The organism is Stenotrophomonas sp. YJH_SMC_32 (assembly GCF_059369975.1).
Map to the genome: position 1 here is coordinate 357,300 of NZ_JCAFTE010000001.1, position 18,082 is coordinate 375,381.

14 protein-coding genes are annotated in these 18,082 nt (G+C 67.8%); 5 read left to right on the forward strand and 9 right to left on the reverse strand.

From position 1 onward, the window contains the following. Nucleotides 1-12 precede the first annotated feature (12 nt). A complete protein-coding gene (locus AC5P7S_RS01645) occupies nucleotides 13-795 on the reverse strand; it encodes a D-alanyl-D-alanine carboxypeptidase family protein (protein ID WP_065196838.1) in 783 nt (260 codons plus the stop codon). A 133-nt stretch (nucleotides 796-928) separates the two neighbouring features. Between AC5P7S_RS01645 and AC5P7S_RS01650 the strand changes: the two genes are divergently transcribed. Further along, the gene (locus tag AC5P7S_RS01650) at nucleotides 929-1,495 is read left to right on the forward strand and encodes a GIY-YIG nuclease family protein (RefSeq protein WP_095378190.1); all 567 of its coding nucleotides are present in this window, start codon (nucleotides 929-931) and stop codon (nucleotides 1,493-1,495) included. A gap of 7 nt (nucleotides 1,496-1,502) precedes the next feature. Here the strand turns inward: AC5P7S_RS01650 and AC5P7S_RS01655 are convergent, their stop codons facing one another. Beyond that, nucleotides 1,503-1,646 carry a hypothetical protein gene (locus AC5P7S_RS01655; protein WP_162911598.1) on the reverse strand — a complete coding sequence of 48 codons (144 nt, stop codon included), beginning with the start codon at nucleotides 1,644-1,646 and terminating at the stop codon, nucleotides 1,503-1,505. A 98-nt stretch (nucleotides 1,647-1,744) separates the two neighbouring features. Here AC5P7S_RS01655 and AC5P7S_RS01660 point away from each other — a divergent pair, with 98 nt between their 5' ends. Continuing rightward, the gene (locus AC5P7S_RS01660; protein ID WP_095378189.1) at nucleotides 1,745-2,656 is read left to right on the forward strand and encodes a LysR substrate-binding domain-containing protein; all 912 of its coding nucleotides are present in this window, start codon (nucleotides 1,745-1,747) and stop codon (nucleotides 2,654-2,656) included. Here the strand turns inward: AC5P7S_RS01660 and AC5P7S_RS01665 are convergent. Together AC5P7S_RS01665 and AC5P7S_RS01670 are read right to left on the reverse strand one after the other, a co-directional pair. Next, entirely contained in the window at nucleotides 2,640-3,356 is a 717-nt protein-coding gene (locus tag AC5P7S_RS01665; RefSeq protein ID WP_065178847.1) for an ABC transporter substrate-binding protein, read from the reverse strand. The two genes, AC5P7S_RS01660 and AC5P7S_RS01665, sit on opposite strands and share 17 nt — an antisense overlap. Before the next feature lie 270 nt (nucleotides 3,357-3,626). Continuing rightward, nucleotides 3,627-4,466, reverse strand: a complete 840-nt coding sequence (locus AC5P7S_RS01670) for an arylamine N-acetyltransferase family protein (protein WP_095378188.1) — start codon at nucleotides 4,464-4,466, stop codon at nucleotides 3,627-3,629. A gap of 202 nt (nucleotides 4,467-4,668) precedes the next feature. Between AC5P7S_RS01670 and AC5P7S_RS01675 the strand changes: the two genes are divergently transcribed. After that, nucleotides 4,669-7,209: a methyl-accepting chemotaxis protein gene (locus tag AC5P7S_RS01675; RefSeq protein ID WP_095378187.1), complete on the forward strand. Its 2,541-nt coding sequence runs from the start codon at nucleotides 4,669-4,671 to the stop codon at nucleotides 7,207-7,209. A gap of 92 nt (nucleotides 7,210-7,301) precedes the next feature. Here the strand turns inward: AC5P7S_RS01675 and AC5P7S_RS01680 are convergent, their stop codons facing one another. The 5 genes from AC5P7S_RS01680 to AC5P7S_RS01700 form a co-directional block, all read right to left on the reverse strand. After that, entirely contained in the window at nucleotides 7,302-9,824 is a 2,523-nt protein-coding gene (locus tag AC5P7S_RS01680) for a PepSY domain-containing protein (protein WP_095378186.1), read from the reverse strand. Between the two features lie 662 nt (nucleotides 9,825-10,486). Continuing rightward, complete coding sequence (locus AC5P7S_RS01685; protein WP_095378184.1) at nucleotides 10,487-11,050, reverse strand: TlpA family protein disulfide reductase; 564 nt, start codon at nucleotides 11,048-11,050, stop codon at nucleotides 10,487-10,489. Then, nucleotides 11,047-13,428, reverse strand: a complete 2,382-nt coding sequence (locus AC5P7S_RS01690; protein ID WP_095378183.1) for a protein-disulfide reductase DsbD family protein — start codon at nucleotides 13,426-13,428, stop codon at nucleotides 11,047-11,049. The genes AC5P7S_RS01685 and AC5P7S_RS01690 overlap by 4 nt, the downstream gene beginning before the upstream one ends. After that, a complete protein-coding gene (gene cutA / locus AC5P7S_RS01695; RefSeq protein ID WP_095378182.1) occupies nucleotides 13,425-13,763 on the reverse strand; it encodes a divalent-cation tolerance protein CutA in 339 nt (112 codons plus the stop codon). Before cutA ends, AC5P7S_RS01690 begins: the two co-directional genes overlap by 4 nt. Before the next feature lie 68 nt (nucleotides 13,764-13,831). Continuing rightward, nucleotides 13,832-15,622, reverse strand: coding sequence for an endonuclease (locus AC5P7S_RS01700; protein ID WP_053496937.1), 1,791 nt, complete (start codon nucleotides 15,620-15,622; stop codon nucleotides 13,832-13,834). 312 nt (nucleotides 15,623-15,934) lie between these two features. On the opposite strand from AC5P7S_RS01700, the gene AC5P7S_RS01705 reads away from it, so the two are divergent. Both AC5P7S_RS01705 and groL read left to right on the forward strand, forming a co-directional pair. Beyond that, entirely contained in the window at nucleotides 15,935-16,222 is a 288-nt protein-coding gene (locus AC5P7S_RS01705; RefSeq protein ID WP_005411227.1) for a co-chaperone GroES, read from the forward strand. 81 nt (nucleotides 16,223-16,303) lie between these two features. After that, nucleotides 16,304-17,953, forward strand: a complete 1,650-nt coding sequence (gene groL, locus AC5P7S_RS01710) for a chaperonin GroEL (RefSeq protein ID WP_005411226.1) — start codon at nucleotides 16,304-16,306, stop codon at nucleotides 17,951-17,953. The last annotated feature ends 129 nt before the right edge of the window (nucleotides 17,954-18,082 follow it).

Here is an 18,082-nt window from a genome sequence, read left to right on the forward strand (position 1 = left end):
CCGCACGAGCGGTCAGCCGCCGGCCAGGGCGGCGAATCCCGCGGCCAGCTGGTCGCGCACCAGTGCGTCGCGCGCGTCGCGGCTTGCAGAGCCCAGCACCACGGTGATCAGCCGTACCGGCTGGTCCCGCCCGGATACTGGCCGGCACGCGGTGGCGGCCAGGCAGAAGCCTGCGGCCTGGGTGTAGCCGGTCTTCAAGCCGTCCACGCCGTCTTCGCCGAGCAGGGCGTTCTGGTTGCTGCGGTTGAAGCTGCCATGGGCGAACGCGCGCTGCGCGGTGATCGCCAGGATCTGCGGATGGTCGTTCAACAGGCGGGCGGCCAGCACCGCCATGTCGCGCGCGCTGGAGACATGGTGCGGTGTGGTGATGCCGGACACGCTGGCAAACCAGGTGCTGCGCAGCCCGAGCTGGCGTGCGTGACGGTTCATGCGTTCCAGGAATGCGGCCTGCGATCCGTCCAGGTGGCGCGCGATCGCCAATGCAGCGTCATTGCCGGACACCACCATCAACCCTTCCAGCAGGCGCGCCAGGGTGATTGTCTCGCCGGGCACCAGGCCCATGCGCGTTTCATCATCGGCCACGGCATGCACATCGTCGGCGGCGATGGTGACCGGGTCGTCCCACGAGCGTCCGTTCTCTTCGACGCACGCATAGGCGGCGTAGGCGGTCATCAGCTTGGTCAGCGATGCCGGTTGCCGCGCGGCTTCAGCGTTGTGCTGGTGGATCACCGCGGAGGTTGCCGCTTCCAGGGTGATGGACGAAATCGGTAGGGGGGCGGGCGCAGCAGACGGCATGGCGGGCGGAGATGGCAGCGACGGTCAGCAAGAATAGTTCGTGCCGGCTGCACGAAGCCGCACTGCCGGAGCGCTGCAGCGTCCACGGCAACGCCCGGTTGCGCCCGGGCTGAGGTCGAGGCAGCCTGCGCACATGCAATCGGATATCCGCATCGACGGTCGTGTCTTCACCTACGTCTTCCCGTGTGCGTGGGAGGACTACGCGAAGATCGGCTTTTCACGTGATCCGCTCGGACGCATCAGCGCATTGCATCGGCGATGGTTCGAGTTCTTCGATCTCGATGCCGGTGCGCTGGTGGAAGCGGAGGGCGAGCGCGATGCACGTGATCTGGAGCTGCAGCTGCGTTCGCCGTTCAAGGCGCACCGCGCACCGGCACCGATGACGATCCAGCACAAGGCTGGGGGGCGTACTGAATGGGTACGTGGTGCCAACCAGGCCTTGTCGCTGGCAATTGCTGCGTTGGGTGAACAAGGCTATCGCTGTTACCCGCTGAAGGCATGGCTGCAGGCGGCGCTGCGCCTGCGCATGGACCGGCTGCACGACTGGACTGTGGTGCAGCTTCCGGAAGAAGAAGGCCTGCGGATTCCCGGTGGCCCCGGTGAGGGCGTGCTGCGTGACACGCTCGACGGTTGCCGGGCACTGGATATCGATCCAATGCCCTGGCTGCCTGAATACGTCCAACGCTGGTACACAGGTTGAGCCGCGTTCAACGGGTCCTCGGCTGCTGAACCGGCGCGGCCGGTTGCGCCGCGCACGCAGGGGAGGCGGTGGACGGGCTGGCCAGCTGGCGTGCCAGCTCGGCGTTGGCCACATGGCCGTGCAGGAACAACAGGCTGCCGAAGATGTTCATGAGCGTGCCTCCACTTGAGTGGATTGCACGATACGGGCAGCATGGAAGCGCAAAAAGCGACATTTCCGCAAGCATGCCTTGAGAGGAATTCAAGCCTGATGTCCCGTCCGCCCCTTCATGCCCTGCAGGGATTCGTGGCCGCCGCGCGGCTGGGCAACCTGTCACGGGCAGCGGCGTCGATGAATCTGACCGTCAGTGCGCTCAGCCATCAGATGCGCCAGCTGGAAGAGCGGCTCGGGCAGCCACTGCTGGTCCGCCAACCGCGTGGCGTCGCCCTCACCCTGGAGGGGCAGCGCCTGCTCGACCAGGTCGGCCCGCATCTGGATGCGATCAACGAAGCTTTCCAGCCCTATGCGGCCCGCGCCGAGCACGTGCTGACGATCAGTGCGGTGCCGTCGATGGCGTCGGCGTGGCTGGTGCCGCGCTTGGGTCACTTCGTGGCTGAGCACCCACAGATCGAGATCAACCTGCAGTCGAGTGAGCGCCTGATTGATTTCGAGCGGCAGCGCCAGTTCGACGCCGCGCTGCGGCTGGGCAGCGGGCAGTGGCCGGGCCTGGTGATTGAGCCGCTGTTCGACGAGTGGCTGCTGCCGATGGCGAGCCCGGCGCTGATCGAACGCATGGGAGGGATCGACCGGGTGCCACTGAACCAGTGGCCACTGCTGGGGGACCCCGATGGTGCGTGGGGGGCCTGGTTCGCGTTGAGCGGGCAGACCCCGCCGTCGCGCTTCGTAGCGGTGCTGGATGATTCGGAGGCACACCACCGTGCGGCGCTGGACGGGGTGGGCGTGGCGCTGGGGCGGGTGACGCGGGCGCGCTTGTTGCTGGATTCCGGCCAACTGGTTGCGCTGTCCAACCTGCGCCTGAAAACCGCCTGGCCGCATTGGCTGGTCTACCCTCAGCGTTCGGCCCGCCACCGCGGCTTTCTTGCCTTCCGCGACTGGCTGCACGCGCAGGCTGCCGAACACGTGCGGCACATGGCGGACGCTACACTCATCGCACCAGCGTGACCGCCTGCCCGCCACGCGCGAACGCCTCCTCCAGCAGCGAGCCGGCCTTGATCGCCTGCACTTCCTTGAACAGCGCCTGCAGCGCGTCGGCGGGGCGCGATGCCGGCGCCGCCACCGCCTGCTGGATCGCGGTGAAACGGTCGGCCAGCACGCGGTGGCCGGGATGCGCCCGCGCCCATGCTTGCAGCGGCTGGCGCACGCCGGCGGCGGCATCCAGGCGCTGCAGATCGAACAGGGTGATCGCAGCCGCCGACGTCTCGGCCCGTTCGATCGTGGCGTGGCGCAGTTCGCGGCTGAGAAACAGGTCGTAGGCTGCACCGCGGCCCACCGCGATGCGCAGCCCCTCGCGGTCGAGGTCGGTCACCTGCTGCGCGGGACTGTCCTCGCGCACCAGATAGGTGCCTTCGATCTCCACGTACGGAGCACTGAAGGCGATGCGGTCGGCGCGTGCCGGATCGATGGCCAGGAAGGCCAGATCCCAGCTGTCTTCGCCTGCCGCAGCGACCACCGAGGCTGCGGCATCGTGACAGGTGAAGCGTGCCTGCACACCCAGGCGCTGCGCCAATGTCGTGGCCAGCTCCACCGACGGTCCGCGCGGTGAGTGCGCATCGCCCTGCGCCAGCACCGGGTTGCCCAGGTTGATCGCCACGCGCAGGAAACCCTGCGGTGCCAGCGCACTTTGGTGATCGGCCAGGGACATGCAGGACTCCGCGAGGAAAGGGGCACCCAGCATGCCAGCACTGCCCTGCAAGGGGCGTCATGCTGCACGACTGCAGGATGGCCTACCTTCCGTTTGCCGACGAGGCCGCAGGTGTGGGCATGGACTTGGAGGTGAGCCTGGAGCGTGCACTGCGAGCGGGAGCTGAGCTGCGCTTCGGACCGTTCGACGCGGGCAACTGGCGCGTGGCCGAGTCCACGCTCGGCTGCTGTTGGCCCAGCCGCCCAAGCTCAGCCGAGCATGGGCTCGGCTCTACAAGGTCGCGGCGCGTGAGCGCTGCAGCCAGTCGTTGATCGCCGGATCGAGCCGCGGGTCGTCCGGCAGCTGCATGCCGAAGCCTTGCTGCAGCACGTCGCGCACGTCGGCAACATCCTGCAGCGGACGCTTGTCCGGTGCCTGGCCGGGGCGGTACTCGGTGTAGTTGCCGCTGCCGATGGTGCGTCGCCAGTCCGGCCCGGTCAGCGACGCGCGCAGCTGGCCAGGGAAGCTGGAGTCGGGATGGGTGCACACGTACCAGTTGCCCACCACGTTGTCGATCGGTGCCGGCACGTGCAGGTCGAAACGGTACATCGCCCGCCAGCCGTCACCGGATTCGGCGGACAGCACGAAATCCCCCTCGCCGGGCAGCCGCTGCAGCAGATAGCGTTCGTGCGGGGTGGCCTGCGGTTGCGGATCATGCAGCCGCAGCGGCACGGTCGGGGTCAGGCTGCCGAAACCGGCATCCACCAGCCAGTCATCGCCGTCCACCTGCACGCGCAGCAGCAGGTGGGTCCGCGCGGTCAGTTCGCCGTCCTGGGCAGCCAGCAGCACGCGCGCGCTCAATGGCTGTGCATCGAAGCCCAGCGCCTGCAGCAGCGCCAGCAGGCCGCCGTTGAGTTCGAAGCAGTAGCCGCCACGACGGTCGTCGAGCAGCTTGCGCTGCACGCTGTCCAGGTCGATCGGTACTGCATCGCGCAGCAGGCAGCTGAGGGTCTCGAACGGCAGCACTGCGTTGTGGCGCTGCTCCAGCAGGGTCAGGCCGGCCAGCGTCAGCGGTGGCGGGGCATCCAGCTGCAGGCGCTGCAGGTAGCGGGGGACATCGAGCGTCGTCATGGCGGCACCGGGCGGGAGGGGAGGTCCACTGTGCTCCCCCAACCGGGGTTGAGGTCAAGGGCGCTGGTCGTGTCACGCCAGCGTCGCCTGCACCCGGTACAAAGGCCGCGTCCGCCCGTCACCGCTGGGCCAGGACGACGAAAGTTCTAAAGTTGCCTTGAATCCGGCCGATACAGGTGCGTCCTTTTGCCTGGAGTCTGTCATGTCGGCCGTTGTCCCCCACCTCCGGTCCCTGCGCACGCGGCTTGCGGCGCTGCGCCCGGCGTCTTCCGGCCTGCTGCTGTGGCTGCAACCGCATCGGCTGAGCGTAGCCAACAAGCTCAAGGCGACCTTGTGGGTCTGTGGCCTGGGACTGGTCGCAATCGCCGCCGTCTATGCCTGGACCGGGCATGCCAGCACGCAGGCTGCGCGCAGCCAGGCCAGCTACCAGCGCGGCAGTGATCTGGCCGCGCGCCTGGCCACGCGGGTGGCCGAAGCGCGCCGCCTGCAGATCCAGTATGCACGCAGTTTCGATGATGCCGACCGCGCGCAGCTGCTGGCCACGCAAAAGGCGCTGCAGGACGATCTGCAGGCCCTGCGCACGATGCCGATGGATGCCGGCCGGCGCAAGGCCCTGCAGGCGCTGACCGAAGCTGCAGACGCGTTCTCGCAGGGTGTTGCCGCCCTGTTCGAACGGGTCGACGAGATGGGCCGTGGTGAGGCCGGCCTCGCCGCGCAGCTGCAACAGGCTGCACACACGCTGCAGGGGCAGGTGGATGCGCAGCAGCGGGATGCGCTGGCGTTGTCCCTGCAGAAGATGCGGCGGCAGGAGGCACTGCTGCTGCTCGACGGTGATTCCACCCACGCCGACCGCGCCAGCGAAGAAAAGCTGCCGTTCGATCTCGCGCTGGCGGGCCTGCCCGCGGATGCGCAGGTCACCCTGCGCACCGGGATGGATGCGTATCAGGCCGCATTGCTGGGGTATACCGCGGCCCGCGTCGGCCTGGATGTGGAAGCGCAGTCGCTGCTGGATACCGCCGCGGGCGTAGCGCCTGCGCTGGCCGCATTCCAGCAGGCACAGGTGGCGGCGCTGGCCGGGGCGCAGGCACGCCAGCAGGCCGGCGCGCGCACCATGAGCGTGCTGTTCGCACTGACCCTGCTGCTGGTGGCCGGCGTGCTGATCACCAGCCTGGTTCTGGTGCTGCGTGCGGTGCGCCAGCCGATCCAGGACACCCTGCGCTTCGCCAGCGACATCGCTGACGACCGCTTGGACACCACCCTGCGCGTCTACAACGCCAACGACGAGATCGGCCAGCTGGCGCAGCGCCTGGTCGACATGCAGCAGCGCCTGCGCGCGCGTATCGAGACCGAGCGTGCCGTGGCGCGCGGCAACACCCGGGTGCGCCAGGCATTGGACAGTGCACAGACCGGTTTGATGGTGATCGATGCGGAAGGGCAGGTCGCCTACGCCAACCCGGCATTGCTGCAGCTGCTTGACCTGCGGAACGAAGCGCTGGTGGGCAGCGACGCGGTACGCCTGCATCCGGCGTTGGCCAGCCTGGCCGGCGTGCGCCAGCGCGAAGAGCGCGAGATCGGCCATGCCGGCACGCGTTACCAGCTGATTGCCAACCCCGTCATCGATGAAGGGCAATTCCTCGGCGTAGCGGTGGAATGGCGCAGTCGTGCGCTGGAGACCCTGCTGGAAACCGAGGTCGCTGCCCTGGTCGATGCTGCAGCACACGGCGACCTGCACGGTCGCATCGCGCTGGAGGGCAAGCAGGGCTTCGTGCGCACGTTGTCGACCAGCATCAACCGCCTGCTGGCGACGTTTGAAACCAACCTCGGCGACCTGCAGGCATTGCTGGCTGCGCTGGCCCGTGGTGACCTCAGCGTGCGCATGGAGGGTGAGCTGCAGGGCGTGTTCGCGCGCATGCGCGATGATGCCAACGCGACGGTCGCGCAGCTGGGCCGCATCGTCACCCGCATCCAGCACGCCACCTCCAGTCTCGATACCGGCGTTGGCGAGATCGTTGCCGGCCATCATGATCTGTCTCAGCGCACCGAGCAGCAGGCCGCCAACCTGGAAGAGACCGCCGCTTCCATGCACGAACTGACCGATACGGTCGGTCGCAATGCTGATGCCGCAGGCCGTGCCGACGCGCTGGTCAAGGGTGCGGCTGCAGTGGCGCAGCGCGGCGGCGAGGCTGTCGGCCAGGTGGTGGCGACCATGCAGGGCATCAGCGAGGCATCGCGGCGGATCGGCGACATTACCCAGCTGATCGACGGCATCGCCTTCCAGACCAACATCCTCGCGCTGAATGCGGCGGTGGAAGCGGCGCGTGCCGGTGAGCAGGGCCGCAGTTTCGCCGTGGTAGCCGCGGAAGTGCGCCTGCTTGCACAACGCAGCGCAGAGGCGGCCAAGCAGATCAAGGGCCTGATTGAGGATTCGGTGGCGCGTGTGGGAGAGGGCAACCAGCAGGCCGAACAGGCCGGCACCACGATGGGCGAGATCGTCGGCAGCGTGCAGCAGCTGGCCGAGCTGCTGGCGGGTATCCGCAGTGCGTCGCAGGACCAGCATGCCGGCATCGCACAGGTGAACCAGACCATCGTGCAGATGGAAGCCAGTACCCAACGCAACGCCAGCCTGGTGGAAGAGGCCGGTGCCTCCACGGCGCAGATGCAGGTCCAGGTGCGTGCCCTGACCGACGCGGTGGGCGCGTTCCGGTTGCAGTCGATGCCGCAGGCGCGCGCCGCCGCGGCCTAGTCAGCCGAGCGTAGGCTCGGCGCTACATCGGCTGCAGGAACACTGTAGAGCCGAGCCCATGCTCGGCTCACACCAGCGTTCGGCGGCAGGAATCAATACACGTCGCGGCGGTAGCGCCCGTTTTCCAGCAGCATTTCCACCGCTTCATCGCCCAGCGCCGTTCGCAGCACCCGGTCCACGCCTTCGGCCATGCCCTGCAACGACCCACAGACATGGATCACCGCACCGCGCCGCATCCAGTCGCGCAGCGTTCCGGTGGCCGCCTGCAGGCGATCCTGCACATAACCGCCGTCGCCATCGCGCGAGAACGCCAGGTCCACCCGCGCGAGATGGCCATCGGCCTGCCACGCTTCGATCTCGTCGGCGAACAGGAAATCGTGTGCACGCTGGCGCTCGCCGAACAACAGCCAGTGCCCGTGTTCGCCTGCACGGGCGGCTTCGCGCAACAGGCTGCGCAGGCCGGCGATGCCGGTGCCGTTGCCGATCAGCACCATCGGCGCGCCAATGACACGATGGAAACCGGGGTTGCGATGCACGCGGGCGACGATGCCGGCACCGATCGGCGCATGCAACGACAGCCAGCCCGAGCCCAGCCCGGCTCGACCGGAGGCGTCATGCACCAGCCGCACCACCAGCTCCACCACGCCATCATCCGTGCAGGAGGCGATCGAATACTCGCGGCTGGGCAGCAGCGGCAGCCCGGCCAGCCACAGGCAGGCATCCTGCACTGCCAGCGCGGCATCGGCCTCGGGCAGCTCGCGTTCGCTGGCCAGCGCCAGCAGCGTGCGCGGATGGCCATCGACCAGCAAGGGCTGCAGCGGATCCAGCCCATGCGCCTTCAACACGGCAGCGGCATGCTGCGCATTGTGGCGGGGCGCGATGTGCAGGATGTCACCGGCCTGCCACTGCACGTCGGCCGGTGCGGCAAGACGGATACGCCAGATCGCTCCGCCGACGCTGCCAGGGTTGAGGCGGTCGCGACCGAGCAGGCGCCACTCATGCATCTGCGTAGCCGCAGGCAGCACGCTGTCATCGGTGACGATGCCGGTGAGCGCACCCAGCTCCTGCTGCCACCGGCGCAGCGTGGGGACCGAGGCGGCATCGACGTCGACGCGCTCGAACAGTGCACGCGCGCCGTTTCCGATCAACCAGCCATCGACCCGGCGGCCGAAGCCGCAGTAGTGCGGGTACTGGCGGTCACCCAGCGCGAGCAGGCCGAACTGCAGGCCCGAAAGGTCCAGCGCTTGTGCAAGCAACTGCCGCGCTGCGCGCCGTGCGGCGTCGGGCGGCTCGCCGTCGCCGAAGGTGCTCAGCACGAACAGCGCGCTCGATGCACGCAGCAGGAGCGCGGCATCGATGCGCGCCAGCGGCAGCACCTGCACCGCATGGCCGGCCGCCTGCAGCTGGGCCGCCGCGCGCCACGCCAGCTGTTCGCCCAGTCCGCTCTGGCTGGCATGCACCACCAGCCACGCTGCGTTGCCGGCGTCGCTGGCCGGCATCGGTAGCGCCTGGCGCAGCCCGCGCGCGGCACGCTGGCTGCGGCGGCGGTCCAGGTACAGCATCCAGCCGGTGATGAAGAACAGGCTCATGCCCAGGCTGCTGAGCATCACCACCACGCGTCCGGGTACACCGAAGTAGCTGCCCGAATGCAGTGCGAACACGCTGGTGGCCAGCTGTCCGCCCGCGCCCTGGCGTGCGTACGGGCGGGCATCGAGAACCGCACCGCTGGCCGGATCGAGCTGCAGCAGGTCATGCGCACGATCGTGGTGGCCGCCGCGCTGCGACGGATCACCGGCCATCACCCGCACGTTCAGCGCCTGCCCGGGCTTCTCCGGCAGGCGCAGGTCAATGAAGCCGGCGCGCACGCCCGGCAGCGCGTACAGCGTGGCTTCAATGCGGTGCAGGTCCAGCGATGCATCGGTGGCAACCTGGTGCTTGGCCGCCGGTGGGACGCCCAGCAGCGTGCTGGCCGCGCTGCGATACCCGTCGAACGACCACCACAGGCCGGTCAGCGCACTCATCAGGTAGATCAGCAGCACCCAGGTGCCGACGACCGAGTGCAGGCTCCACAGGAAGCCGCGCCCGCTGCGTTTCCACTCCACTGCCAGCCAGCTGCGCCAGTGCCACCAGCGTCGTGGCCAGCGCAGGTAGAGGCCGGACAGGGTGAAGAACAGCAGGGCGATGGCACAGCTGCCGGTGATCCACTTGCCGCGTTCGCCCGCGGCAAGGTGGCGATGCAGGTCCTCGACGAAGTCGAAGAACGCCTGGCCGCGCAGGGCGCTGAAGCGCTCACCGCTGTACGGGTCGAAGTACACCCAGTGGTCCTTGCCGCCGGCAAAGCGCGCGACCGACGGCCGCTGTCCGGTGGCATCGATACGCAGGCGTTGCAGGGGGCGTTCGCTACCGGCCTGGAGCAGCGGCACCAGTTCACTGAGTGCAAGGGGATGCTGTCCGTCGGCATGGTGCTCGGCGATCTCGGCAAAGCCGGGATTGGCGGCGCGCAGCAGCTCGTCCTCGAAGGACAGCACGGCGCCGCTGAGGCCCATCACGGCCAGGATGGCACCGGCGGTAATGCCCAGCAGCCAATGCAGTTGGAACAGGACGTTCTTGAACATCGAAGGAGAGGGGCCCGGGAGGCTGCCGCCCGCATCCTGCGCAACAGCAAATGAGAATTAGTCGCGGAATTCTCCGTGGCGGACGGGCTACGGTCAAGGAGGGTTTTGTTGCAGGGCTTTGCAGCCCTGCACCCGCTGCAAGCCGGAGCAACGTCAACCTCAAAAGCTGGCTTTCCGTGGGTTGGGGGGGCGGGTCCGGCTGAGAGGGACGCTGCAAGTACGTCCATGTAGCTCGGTCGCCGCCTGCTCGTGTGCGCTGTCCTGCGCACACGGCAAGACCGGGGTTGGGTGTCCTGCCCAACCCGCCCGAGGCATGCCTCGGGCCCATGCGGCTCGCGTCTCCTCAACCGGACCCACCCCGCCTTCGACAGATTCTCGCGACCTGCCGTAGATCCACGCCATGCGTGGATGCTTTTCGTTCAATTTTCGAAATGTTTGATTTCGATGGAGATTCATACCCAACAGCCGCCGGAATCTGTCGGAGGCGGGGCGGTGTGGCTGGGCAGGACCGTTGGCGCCATGGATGGCGCCATCGAGCCCCCATGGATGGGTTTACGGCGTGTCCTGCCCAGCCGCACCGCCCCGCCATCCCACGGAAATCCGCTTTGGCTCTGGCCGTTGCGGTGGCCTCGGCAGGTGCAGGGCGCAGCCCTGCCGAACCCTCACTTCACCCAGCTGTCGATCTCGCCGTGGGCGAACGGTCCCAGCTTTGCCTTCACCAGCCGCCCCTGCGCATCGAACAGCACGCTGTAGGGCAGCAGCCCCTGTGTATTGCCCAGCTGCACGCTGGCATCGCGCGGGCCCGGTGTCTCGATCACGATCGGGTAGTCCACCGGCACCTGCTGCAGGAAACCGCGCACGTCGTCCGTGGTGTCCAGCGCCAGGCCCAGCACCTGCACACCGTAGTCGCCCTGGGCATCGGCGAAGCGCGCCAGTTCGGGCATCTCTTCCACGCAGGGCGCACACCAGCTGGCCCAGACGTTGATCAGCAGCGGCCGGCCGGCGAAGTGATCGCGCAGGACCAATGGCTGACCCGCCAGGTCCGGCAGTGTCAGCGCGGGCAACTGATCGCCCACCTGCAGCGTGGGCTTCACGGCCGTCGCCCTGGAAGCCGTTGCTGGCGCGGCAGGTGCTGATGTGCCGGGTGACAGACGATGCCCGGCCCACAGGCCGAGGCCGGCGGCCATCACCGCTGTCCACAGCAGCGCTGGCCGTTGCCACTTCATCGTGCGGTGCGCAGCAGCGCTTCCTCGACCACCGCCTGGGTCAGCAGGGTCGGCAGCACGGTCGGCGGCGCGCCGGGGCCGTACACCACGTACAGTGGAACGCCAACCGCCTTGTGCTCTTCCAGGAACGTGGTGATCTGCGGGTCGACATTGGTGTAGTCACCGCGCATGTACACCGCATTGGTGCGCTTGAGCAGTTCCTTGAACTCCGGCCGTGACAGCACCGCACGTTCGTTGGCCTTGCAGCTCACGCACCAGTCGGCGGTCATGTTGACGAACACCACGCGGTTGTCGGCGCGCAGGCGGTCCAGCAGCTGCGGCGAATACTCGACCACGTTGTCGCTGGCGGCCTGTGCTGCCCTCGCCGGCGCTGCAAGCTGGGTCACGCCCCAGGCCGGAACCAGCGCACCGATCGCCAGCAGCACGCCGAGCAGGGTCACCGCACGCGAGCCGGTCCAGCGGTTGCGTTCAAACAGCCACAGGCCGAACGCGAGCAGCAGCAGGCCACCCAGCACCAGCGCCATGCCGTCCACGCCGCGCTGCTTGCCCAGCACCCACAGCAGCCACAGCGCAGTGGCGTACATCGGGAAGGCCAGCACGTGCTTGAGCGTTTCCATCCACGGGCCGGGCTTGGGCAGGCGGCGTGCCAGCGCTGGCACGAAGCCGATCAGCAGGAACGGCAGCGCCAGGCCCAGGCCAAGGAACAGGAACACGGTCATCGCCTTCAGCGGCGGGGCAATGAAGGCGTAGGCGATCGCACCGCCCATGAACGGGCCGACGCAGGCACTGCCGACCACGCAGGCCAGCGCACCGGTGAAGAAGTCACCGGCCGGGCCGCTGCGGCTGGCCAGCGACTGGCCAAGATTGCCGATGCCGCCGCCGAGGGTGAATACGCCGGACAGGCTCAGGCCCACCGCGAACATGATGTAGGCCAGTGCCGCCACCACGCCAGGGTGCTGCAGCTGGAAGCCGATGCCGACGGCGTTGCCGATCGCACGCAGGCCCACCATCAGCGCGCCGATCCCCGCGAACGCGACCAGCACGCCCAACGTGTACCAGAGGGCATGGCTGCGCGCGCGCTCGGGGCTCTCGCCGCTCTGCGCCAGGCTCAGCACCTTCAGCGACAGGATCGGCAGCACGCAGGGCATCAGGTTCAGTACCAGGCCACCGGCCAGCGCCAGCAGCAGCACCCAGACGAACGATCGGTCCGGGTTCGGGGTGGTCGCCGGCGGACGCGTGCGCAGGGCGTTGCCATCGCGCGCATCGGCGGCGAACTCATTGCGCGCGCCCTCACTGCCGCTGGCGGCGGGAGCGGCGTTGCCGTCGTTGGGTACGGTCGGCAGCAGGCGCAGCGGTACGCCATTGGCGGATTCACGCGGCGCACCGGCAGCGCCCAGCGCATTGACTGCTTCCTCGCGCACTGGCGCCTGGCCGGTGCCGGCGTTGAGCTTGCCGGCCGGAATCGACAGCTTCACCCGACGGGTCATCGGCGGGTAGCAGATACCATCGGTCTGGCAGCCCTGGAAAGTCACCACCAGGGTGCTGTCGACGGCATCAGTAACGGTGCGGCGCAGCGGCAGCGGCACTTCCACCTGGTTGAAGTACACCGAGACATCGCCGAAGTGCTCGTCGCGATGCGATTGCGCGGCAGGCCAGCGCGGCTTGTCGGCGAGCACGCCGGCGCTGCCTTCCAGCTTCAGCGAAGTGCGGTCGCGGTACAGGTAGTAGCCGGGTGCAGGGCTGAAGCGCAGCAGCAGGGTGTTGCCGTCGCTGGCGATGGCATCGAAGCCGAACGCCTGTTCCGACGGCAGCGGCAGCGCCTGGCTGTTGTTGGCCGCGCCCGGCAGGCGCAGGCCACCGCTATTGCCGGCACCGGCCAGCGGGTTGTTGAACGGACTGGCGGCACTGGTACGCGCGGCAGGCACCGCGGCCGCCGCACCGGCACCCGGCAGGGTGACCTGCACCACGCGCTTCTGCGGCGGGTAGCAGACGCCGGCATCGGCGCAGCCCTGGTAGCGGACTTCCAGGCTGATGGTGCCGGCGGCGTCGGTCGGCGTGCCGGGCAGGGTGGCCTGCAGGCGCTCGCGATAGGTTTCGACCTCGCCGAAGAAATCATCGTGGTGCCTGTCACCCTTGGGCATCTGCAGCGTGCCGGCATTGAAGGCCGGATCCGCCTTGACGCTGGTGCGGTGGCGATACAGGTAGTAGCCCGGTGCGATCTTGAACTGCAGCTGCACCTGGCCCCGTTCGGGGGCAGTGGCGGTCAGCGCGAACGCCTGGTCCACCGGCAGCAGGTCCTTCTCATCCAGGGCCAAGGCGGGCAGCGAGAGCCACAAAAGGGCGCACAAGGCAGCGCCACGCGCAAACAGAGTCTTCAATCAGTGTCCTCCCAGGTCTGTGCCCGGATCCAGTCCAGATATGCCGGCAGGCCGGCCCGGGTTTCGACCGCGATGCACTCCGGGAGTTCATACGGATGCAGTTCGACGATCCGGGCGATTGCGTCATCGACGCGGCTCGCGGTGGTCTTTACCAGCAGCTGCAGCTCGGCATCGGTGGTCACCTCGCCCTGCCAGCGGTAGGTGGACTGCGCGCCATCAAGGCGGGTCACGCACGCGGCCAGGCGCTCGCCGACCAGCGCGTGCGCGATGCGCTCGGCACTGGCCCGGTCCGGGCAGGTGGTCAACAGCAGCAGGACGGGATCGACGGTCGGCATGACCGTCGAGTATAGGGCCGCCGCCGGGTCTGGGCCCGGCGGCGGCAGTGGACCGCAGCGTTGCGCGGTCAGTTGGCCAGCTGGCAGGTGGCTGGCTTGGCCGAGGTGAACAGGGCCGGGGTGGCCCACTCGGGGTGATCGATGAACGGGTTGCGATTGCCCTGGAAGCTGTAGACCACGTCATTGCGGGCACGCTCGGCATCATCCGGCGGATCGGACAGGTGCCAGTCGATCAGCGTCGACAGCAGGCCCATGTAGGCCGGCGAACTGCTGGTCTTGACGATCTTGCTGCGGTCGTCGGTCAGCTCCAGGTCCGGCTCGGACTGACCGGTGGCCGCATCCTTGCCACCCTCATAGCGGATCGCCATGTACATCACCGCACGCGCCATGTCGCCCTTGCGCTTGCCCCACACCTCGAAGGTGCCGGTGTTGCCGTCCGGCGTGCGCACCCAGTTGGAATTGCCCGGGTAGCCACCGCTGCCGCCGCCCTGCCCATTATTGGCTTCGGTGGCACGCTCGCCGCAGCTGGCATCGCACTTGGCGAACGGCTTGTTGCCACGGTCGGCGTTCCACTGCGCGTCGGTCAGGTACAGCATGTGGGTGTCGGTGTACGGCGCGTAGGGCAGGCCCTTGTCACCGGTGGTGGTGGCAAAGCCCAGCGAGTTCGGCCAGGTGTGCTCGCGGTTGTAGGTCAGGCCGCTGCCGGTGCCCGCACGATCACTGACCTTGGCGTAGCTGCGGTTGCGGTAGGCATCGAGGATGCGGTTCGGGTTGTTCGGATCCTCGTCGGCGATTTCCAGGATGGTCCAGGTGCTGGTGCCCGAGCCGCTGTACGGGTAGGCGGTGTGGCCCTTGATGGTGGCGTGCAGCGAGCAGCGCAGCTGGCTGGGGCTGCTGGTGTTGACCCTGGAGTAGTAGCCGGCCGGCACGCCCGGGTTGCCCGGGTCCGGATTGCCGCCGGTGCTGGCCACGGTGAAGGCGATGCGGCTGTCGGCGGCCGGATGCGCGCCCTGCAGGTCGGTGATGCGCGCGGCGCGGATGTCGAAGCGGCAGGCTTCACCGGCCACCAGCGCGGTATTGGTGGACAGCTTCACGCTGCGGCCGCTGGCCGGGAAGGTCAGCGGCACGCTGCCGGAGGTGCCGCAGCTCAGGGCGAAGGCGCCACTGGCCAGGTTCACCGTCTCGCTGAACACCACTTCCAGGTCGGCGGCAGCGGGGAAGGTGCTGCTGCCCTGCGCCGGGGTGGTGGTGGAGACTGACGGCGGCGTGTTGGGGCCTGGCGTGCCACCGCCGCTGAAGGTCTGGCCGTTGTTGCAGCTGCCGAACGTCTGGCCGGCAGATTCGGCCCAGGTGAAGTGGGCGTACTGGCTGCCGCTGCCAGTCAGCTGCAGCGAGGTGCCCGGCGCGGTGCTGTTGCTTTCGGCCACCGGGATGTTCTGGCTGGTCATGCCGGCAGCAGGGCCACCGGAGGCGGTGATGGCACCCTCGTAGCTGAGGAACTGGACCACCTTGCCGCTGGCATCGACCAGCGCGATGCCGTCGTTCGGTCCGTTCTGGATGCCGTTGGTCGGATAGTTGACCACAGCGATACTGGCGCTGCCGCAGCCGGCGGCGGTGCCGGCCGGGACCGGGGTGTTGGCATAGACGGTGGCGGCCGACGGATTGCTGCCGTTGTAGAGGTACAGGCGGTAGCCGGACAGGTCCTCACCGGCAGTGGCTACGACCTCGATCGCTTCGCCGACGTCACCGGCGGCGGTGCTGTCGTCGTAGTGCAGTTCATTGATGAAGACCTCGGCCTGGGCCGGCGCGGCGGCCAGCGCCAGCAGGCAGGCGGCGGCAAGCGGGGACAGCAATCGCATCGACTACTCCTTGTGATTGGGAATGCCTGACCGAGCCTAAGGCCGATCCAGTGACACTTTGTCGTAAATGAACGTCAGATATCTGACAGTGCGACGCTTGTCACCGAAATTGTCCAGGACCGACGCCTTGGCCGACGCGCGCGGGCGGAAAAATTTTTTTCATTCCGCCCTTGAAAGGGGACGGCGGGGCTCCATCTCTGCCCTGCTCCCGACGTTGTCGGGTTTCTTCACGTGCGGTTCTGGCACTCGCCCGGGGTGAGTGCTAACATCGCCGGACTTTTTTAGACCAATCAATCACTTAAGAGGTCTCCTATGAGCATCAAGCCGCTGCACGACCGCGTTGTGGTCAAGCCGATCGAAGCCGACGAAATCTCCGCCGGTGGCATCGTCATCCCCGACTCGGCCAAGGAAAAGTCCACCAAGGGTGAGGTCGTGGCCGTCGGCCCGGGTAAGCCGCTGGACAACGGCAACGTGCGCGCGCCGTCGCTGAAGGTCGGCGACAAGGTCATCTACGGCCAGTACGCCGGCAGCTCGTACAAGAGCGAAGGCGTCGAATACAAGGTCCTGCGCGAAGACGACGTGCTCGCCGTCATCGGCTGAGCCTCGGCGCGACCTGTTTCAACCTGATCCCAAACTCCCAGCCGCCGGGCATCGTCCGGCGCTACCAATGAGGTAAATGCAATGGCTGCCAAGGATATTCGTTTCGGTGAAGACGCCCGTTCGCGCATGGTGCGCGGCGTCAATGTTCTCGCCAATGCCGTCAAGGCCACCCTGGGCCCGAAGGGCCGCAACGTCGTGCTGGAAAAGAGCTTCGGCGCCCCGACCATCACCAAGGACGGCGTCTCCGTCGCCAAGGAAATCGAACTGGCTGACAAGTTCGAGAACATGGGCGCGCAGATGGTGAAGGAAGTTGCGTCGCGCACCAACGACGATGCCGGCGACGGCACCACCACCGCCACCGTGCTGGCCCAGGCCCTGATCCGCGAAGGCGCCAAGGCCGTTGCCGCCGGCATGAACCCGATGGACCTCAAGCGCGGTATCGACAAGGCCGTTTCGGCTGCCGTCGCCGAGCTGAAGAACATCTCCAAGCCGACCGCCGACGACAAGGCGATTGCCCAGGTCGGTACCATCTCGGCCAACTCGGATGAGTCGATCGGCCAGATCATTGCTGACGCGATGAAGGAAGTCGGCAAGGAAGGCGTCATCACCGTTGAAGAAGGCTCGGGCCTGGACAACGAGCTGGACGTGGTCAAGGGCATGCAGTTCGACCGCGGCTACCTGTCGCCGTACTTCATCAACAACCAGCAGTCGCAGACCGCTGACCTGGATGATCCGTTCATCCTGCTGCACGACAAGAAGATCTCCAACGTCCGTGACCTGCTGCCGGTGCTGGAAGGCGTCGCCAAGGCCGGCAAGCCGCTGCTGATCGTCGCTGAAGAAGTCGAAGGCGAAGCGCTGGCGACCCTGGTGGTCAACACCATCCGTGGCATCGTCAAGGTCGTGGCCGTCAAGGCCCCGGGCTTCGGCGACCGCCGCAAGGCGATGCTGGAAGACATGGCCGTGCTGACCGGTGGCACCGTGATCTCCGAGGAAGTCGGCCTGTCGCTGGAAAAGGCCACCATCAAGGACCTGGGCCGCGCCAAGAAGGTGCAGGTCTCCAAGGAGAACACCACCATCATCGACGGCGTCGGCGACAAGGCCAACGTTGATGCACGCGTGGCGCAGATCAAGACCCAGATCCAGGACACCTCCTCGGATTACGATCGCGAGAAGCTGCAGGAACGCGTGGCCAAGCTGGCCGGCGGTGTTGCCGTGATCAAGGTCGGCGCCTCGACCGAAATCGAAATGAAGGAAAAGAAGGATCGCGTCGACGACGCCCTGCACGCTACCCGTGCAGCCGTTGAAGAAGGCGTGGTCCCGGGCGGCGGCGTTGCCCTGGTCCGCGCGATCACCGCGCTGGCCGGCCTGAAGGGTGCCAACGAAGACCAGAACCACGGCATCCAGATCGCCCTGCGTGCGATGGAAGCCCCGCTGCGCGAGATCGTGGCCAACGCTGGCGACGAGCCGTCGGTCATCATCAACAAGGTCAAGGAAGGCACCGGCAGCTTCGGCTACAACGCGGCCACCGGCGAGTTCGGCGACATGCTGCAGTTCGGCATTCTGGACCCGACCAAGGTGACCCGTTCGGCGCTGCAGAACGCGGCCTCGATCGCCGGCCTGATGATCACCACCGAAGCCATGGTTGCCGAAGCTCCGAAGAAGGACGAGCCGGCCATGGGCGGCGCTGGTGGCATGGGTGGCATGGGCGGCATGGGCGGCATGGACTTCTAAGTCCACGCCTCCGGCGGTCGTCGCCGGCCTCGGTCGGCACGCCTTCCCGATGTGATGTAAGGAAGAACCCCGCCGCAAGGCGGGGTTTTTTGTTGCCCGGTTGCCGTCGCCGTAGTGCATCGCTACGCT

Bases quoted from the DNA above. Each gene is read 5' to 3' on its own strand.
- AC5P7S_RS01645 (WP_065196838.1), bottom strand. From the start codon at position 795: ATGCCGTCTGCTGCGCCCGCCCCCCTACCGATTTCGTCCATCACCCTG.
- AC5P7S_RS01650 (WP_095378190.1), top strand. From the start codon at position 929: ATGCAATCGGATATCCGCATCGACGGTCGTGTCTTCACCTACGTCTTC.
- AC5P7S_RS01655 (WP_162911598.1), bottom strand. From the start codon at position 1,646: ATGAACATCTTCGGCAGCCTGTTGTTCCTGCACGGCCATGTGGCCAAC.
- AC5P7S_RS01660 (WP_095378189.1), top strand. From the start codon at position 1,745: ATGTCCCGTCCGCCCCTTCATGCCCTGCAGGGATTCGTGGCCGCCGCG.
- AC5P7S_RS01665 (WP_065178847.1), bottom strand. From the start codon at position 3,356: ATGTCCCTGGCCGATCACCAAAGTGCGCTGGCACCGCAGGGTTTCCTG.
- AC5P7S_RS01670 (WP_095378188.1), bottom strand. From the start codon at position 4,466: ATGACGACGCTCGATGTCCCCCGCTACCTGCAGCGCCTGCAGCTGGAT.
- AC5P7S_RS01675 (WP_095378187.1), top strand. From the start codon at position 4,669: ATGTCGGCCGTTGTCCCCCACCTCCGGTCCCTGCGCACGCGGCTTGCG.
- AC5P7S_RS01680 (WP_095378186.1), bottom strand. From the start codon at position 9,824: ATGTTCAAGAACGTCCTGTTCCAACTGCATTGGCTGCTGGGCATTACC.
- AC5P7S_RS01685 (WP_095378184.1), bottom strand. From the start codon at position 11,050: ATGAAGTGGCAACGGCCAGCGCTGCTGTGGACAGCGGTGATGGCCGCC.
- cutA (WP_095378182.1), bottom strand. From the start codon at position 13,763: ATGCCGACCGTCGATCCCGTCCTGCTGCTGTTGACCACCTGCCCGGAC.
- AC5P7S_RS01700 (WP_053496937.1), bottom strand. From the start codon at position 15,622: ATGCGATTGCTGTCCCCGCTTGCCGCCGCCTGCCTGCTGGCGCTGGCC.
- AC5P7S_RS01705 (WP_005411227.1), top strand. From the start codon at position 15,935: ATGAGCATCAAGCCGCTGCACGACCGCGTTGTGGTCAAGCCGATCGAA.
- groL (WP_005411226.1), top strand. From the start codon at position 16,304: ATGGCTGCCAAGGATATTCGTTTCGGTGAAGACGCCCGTTCGCGCATG.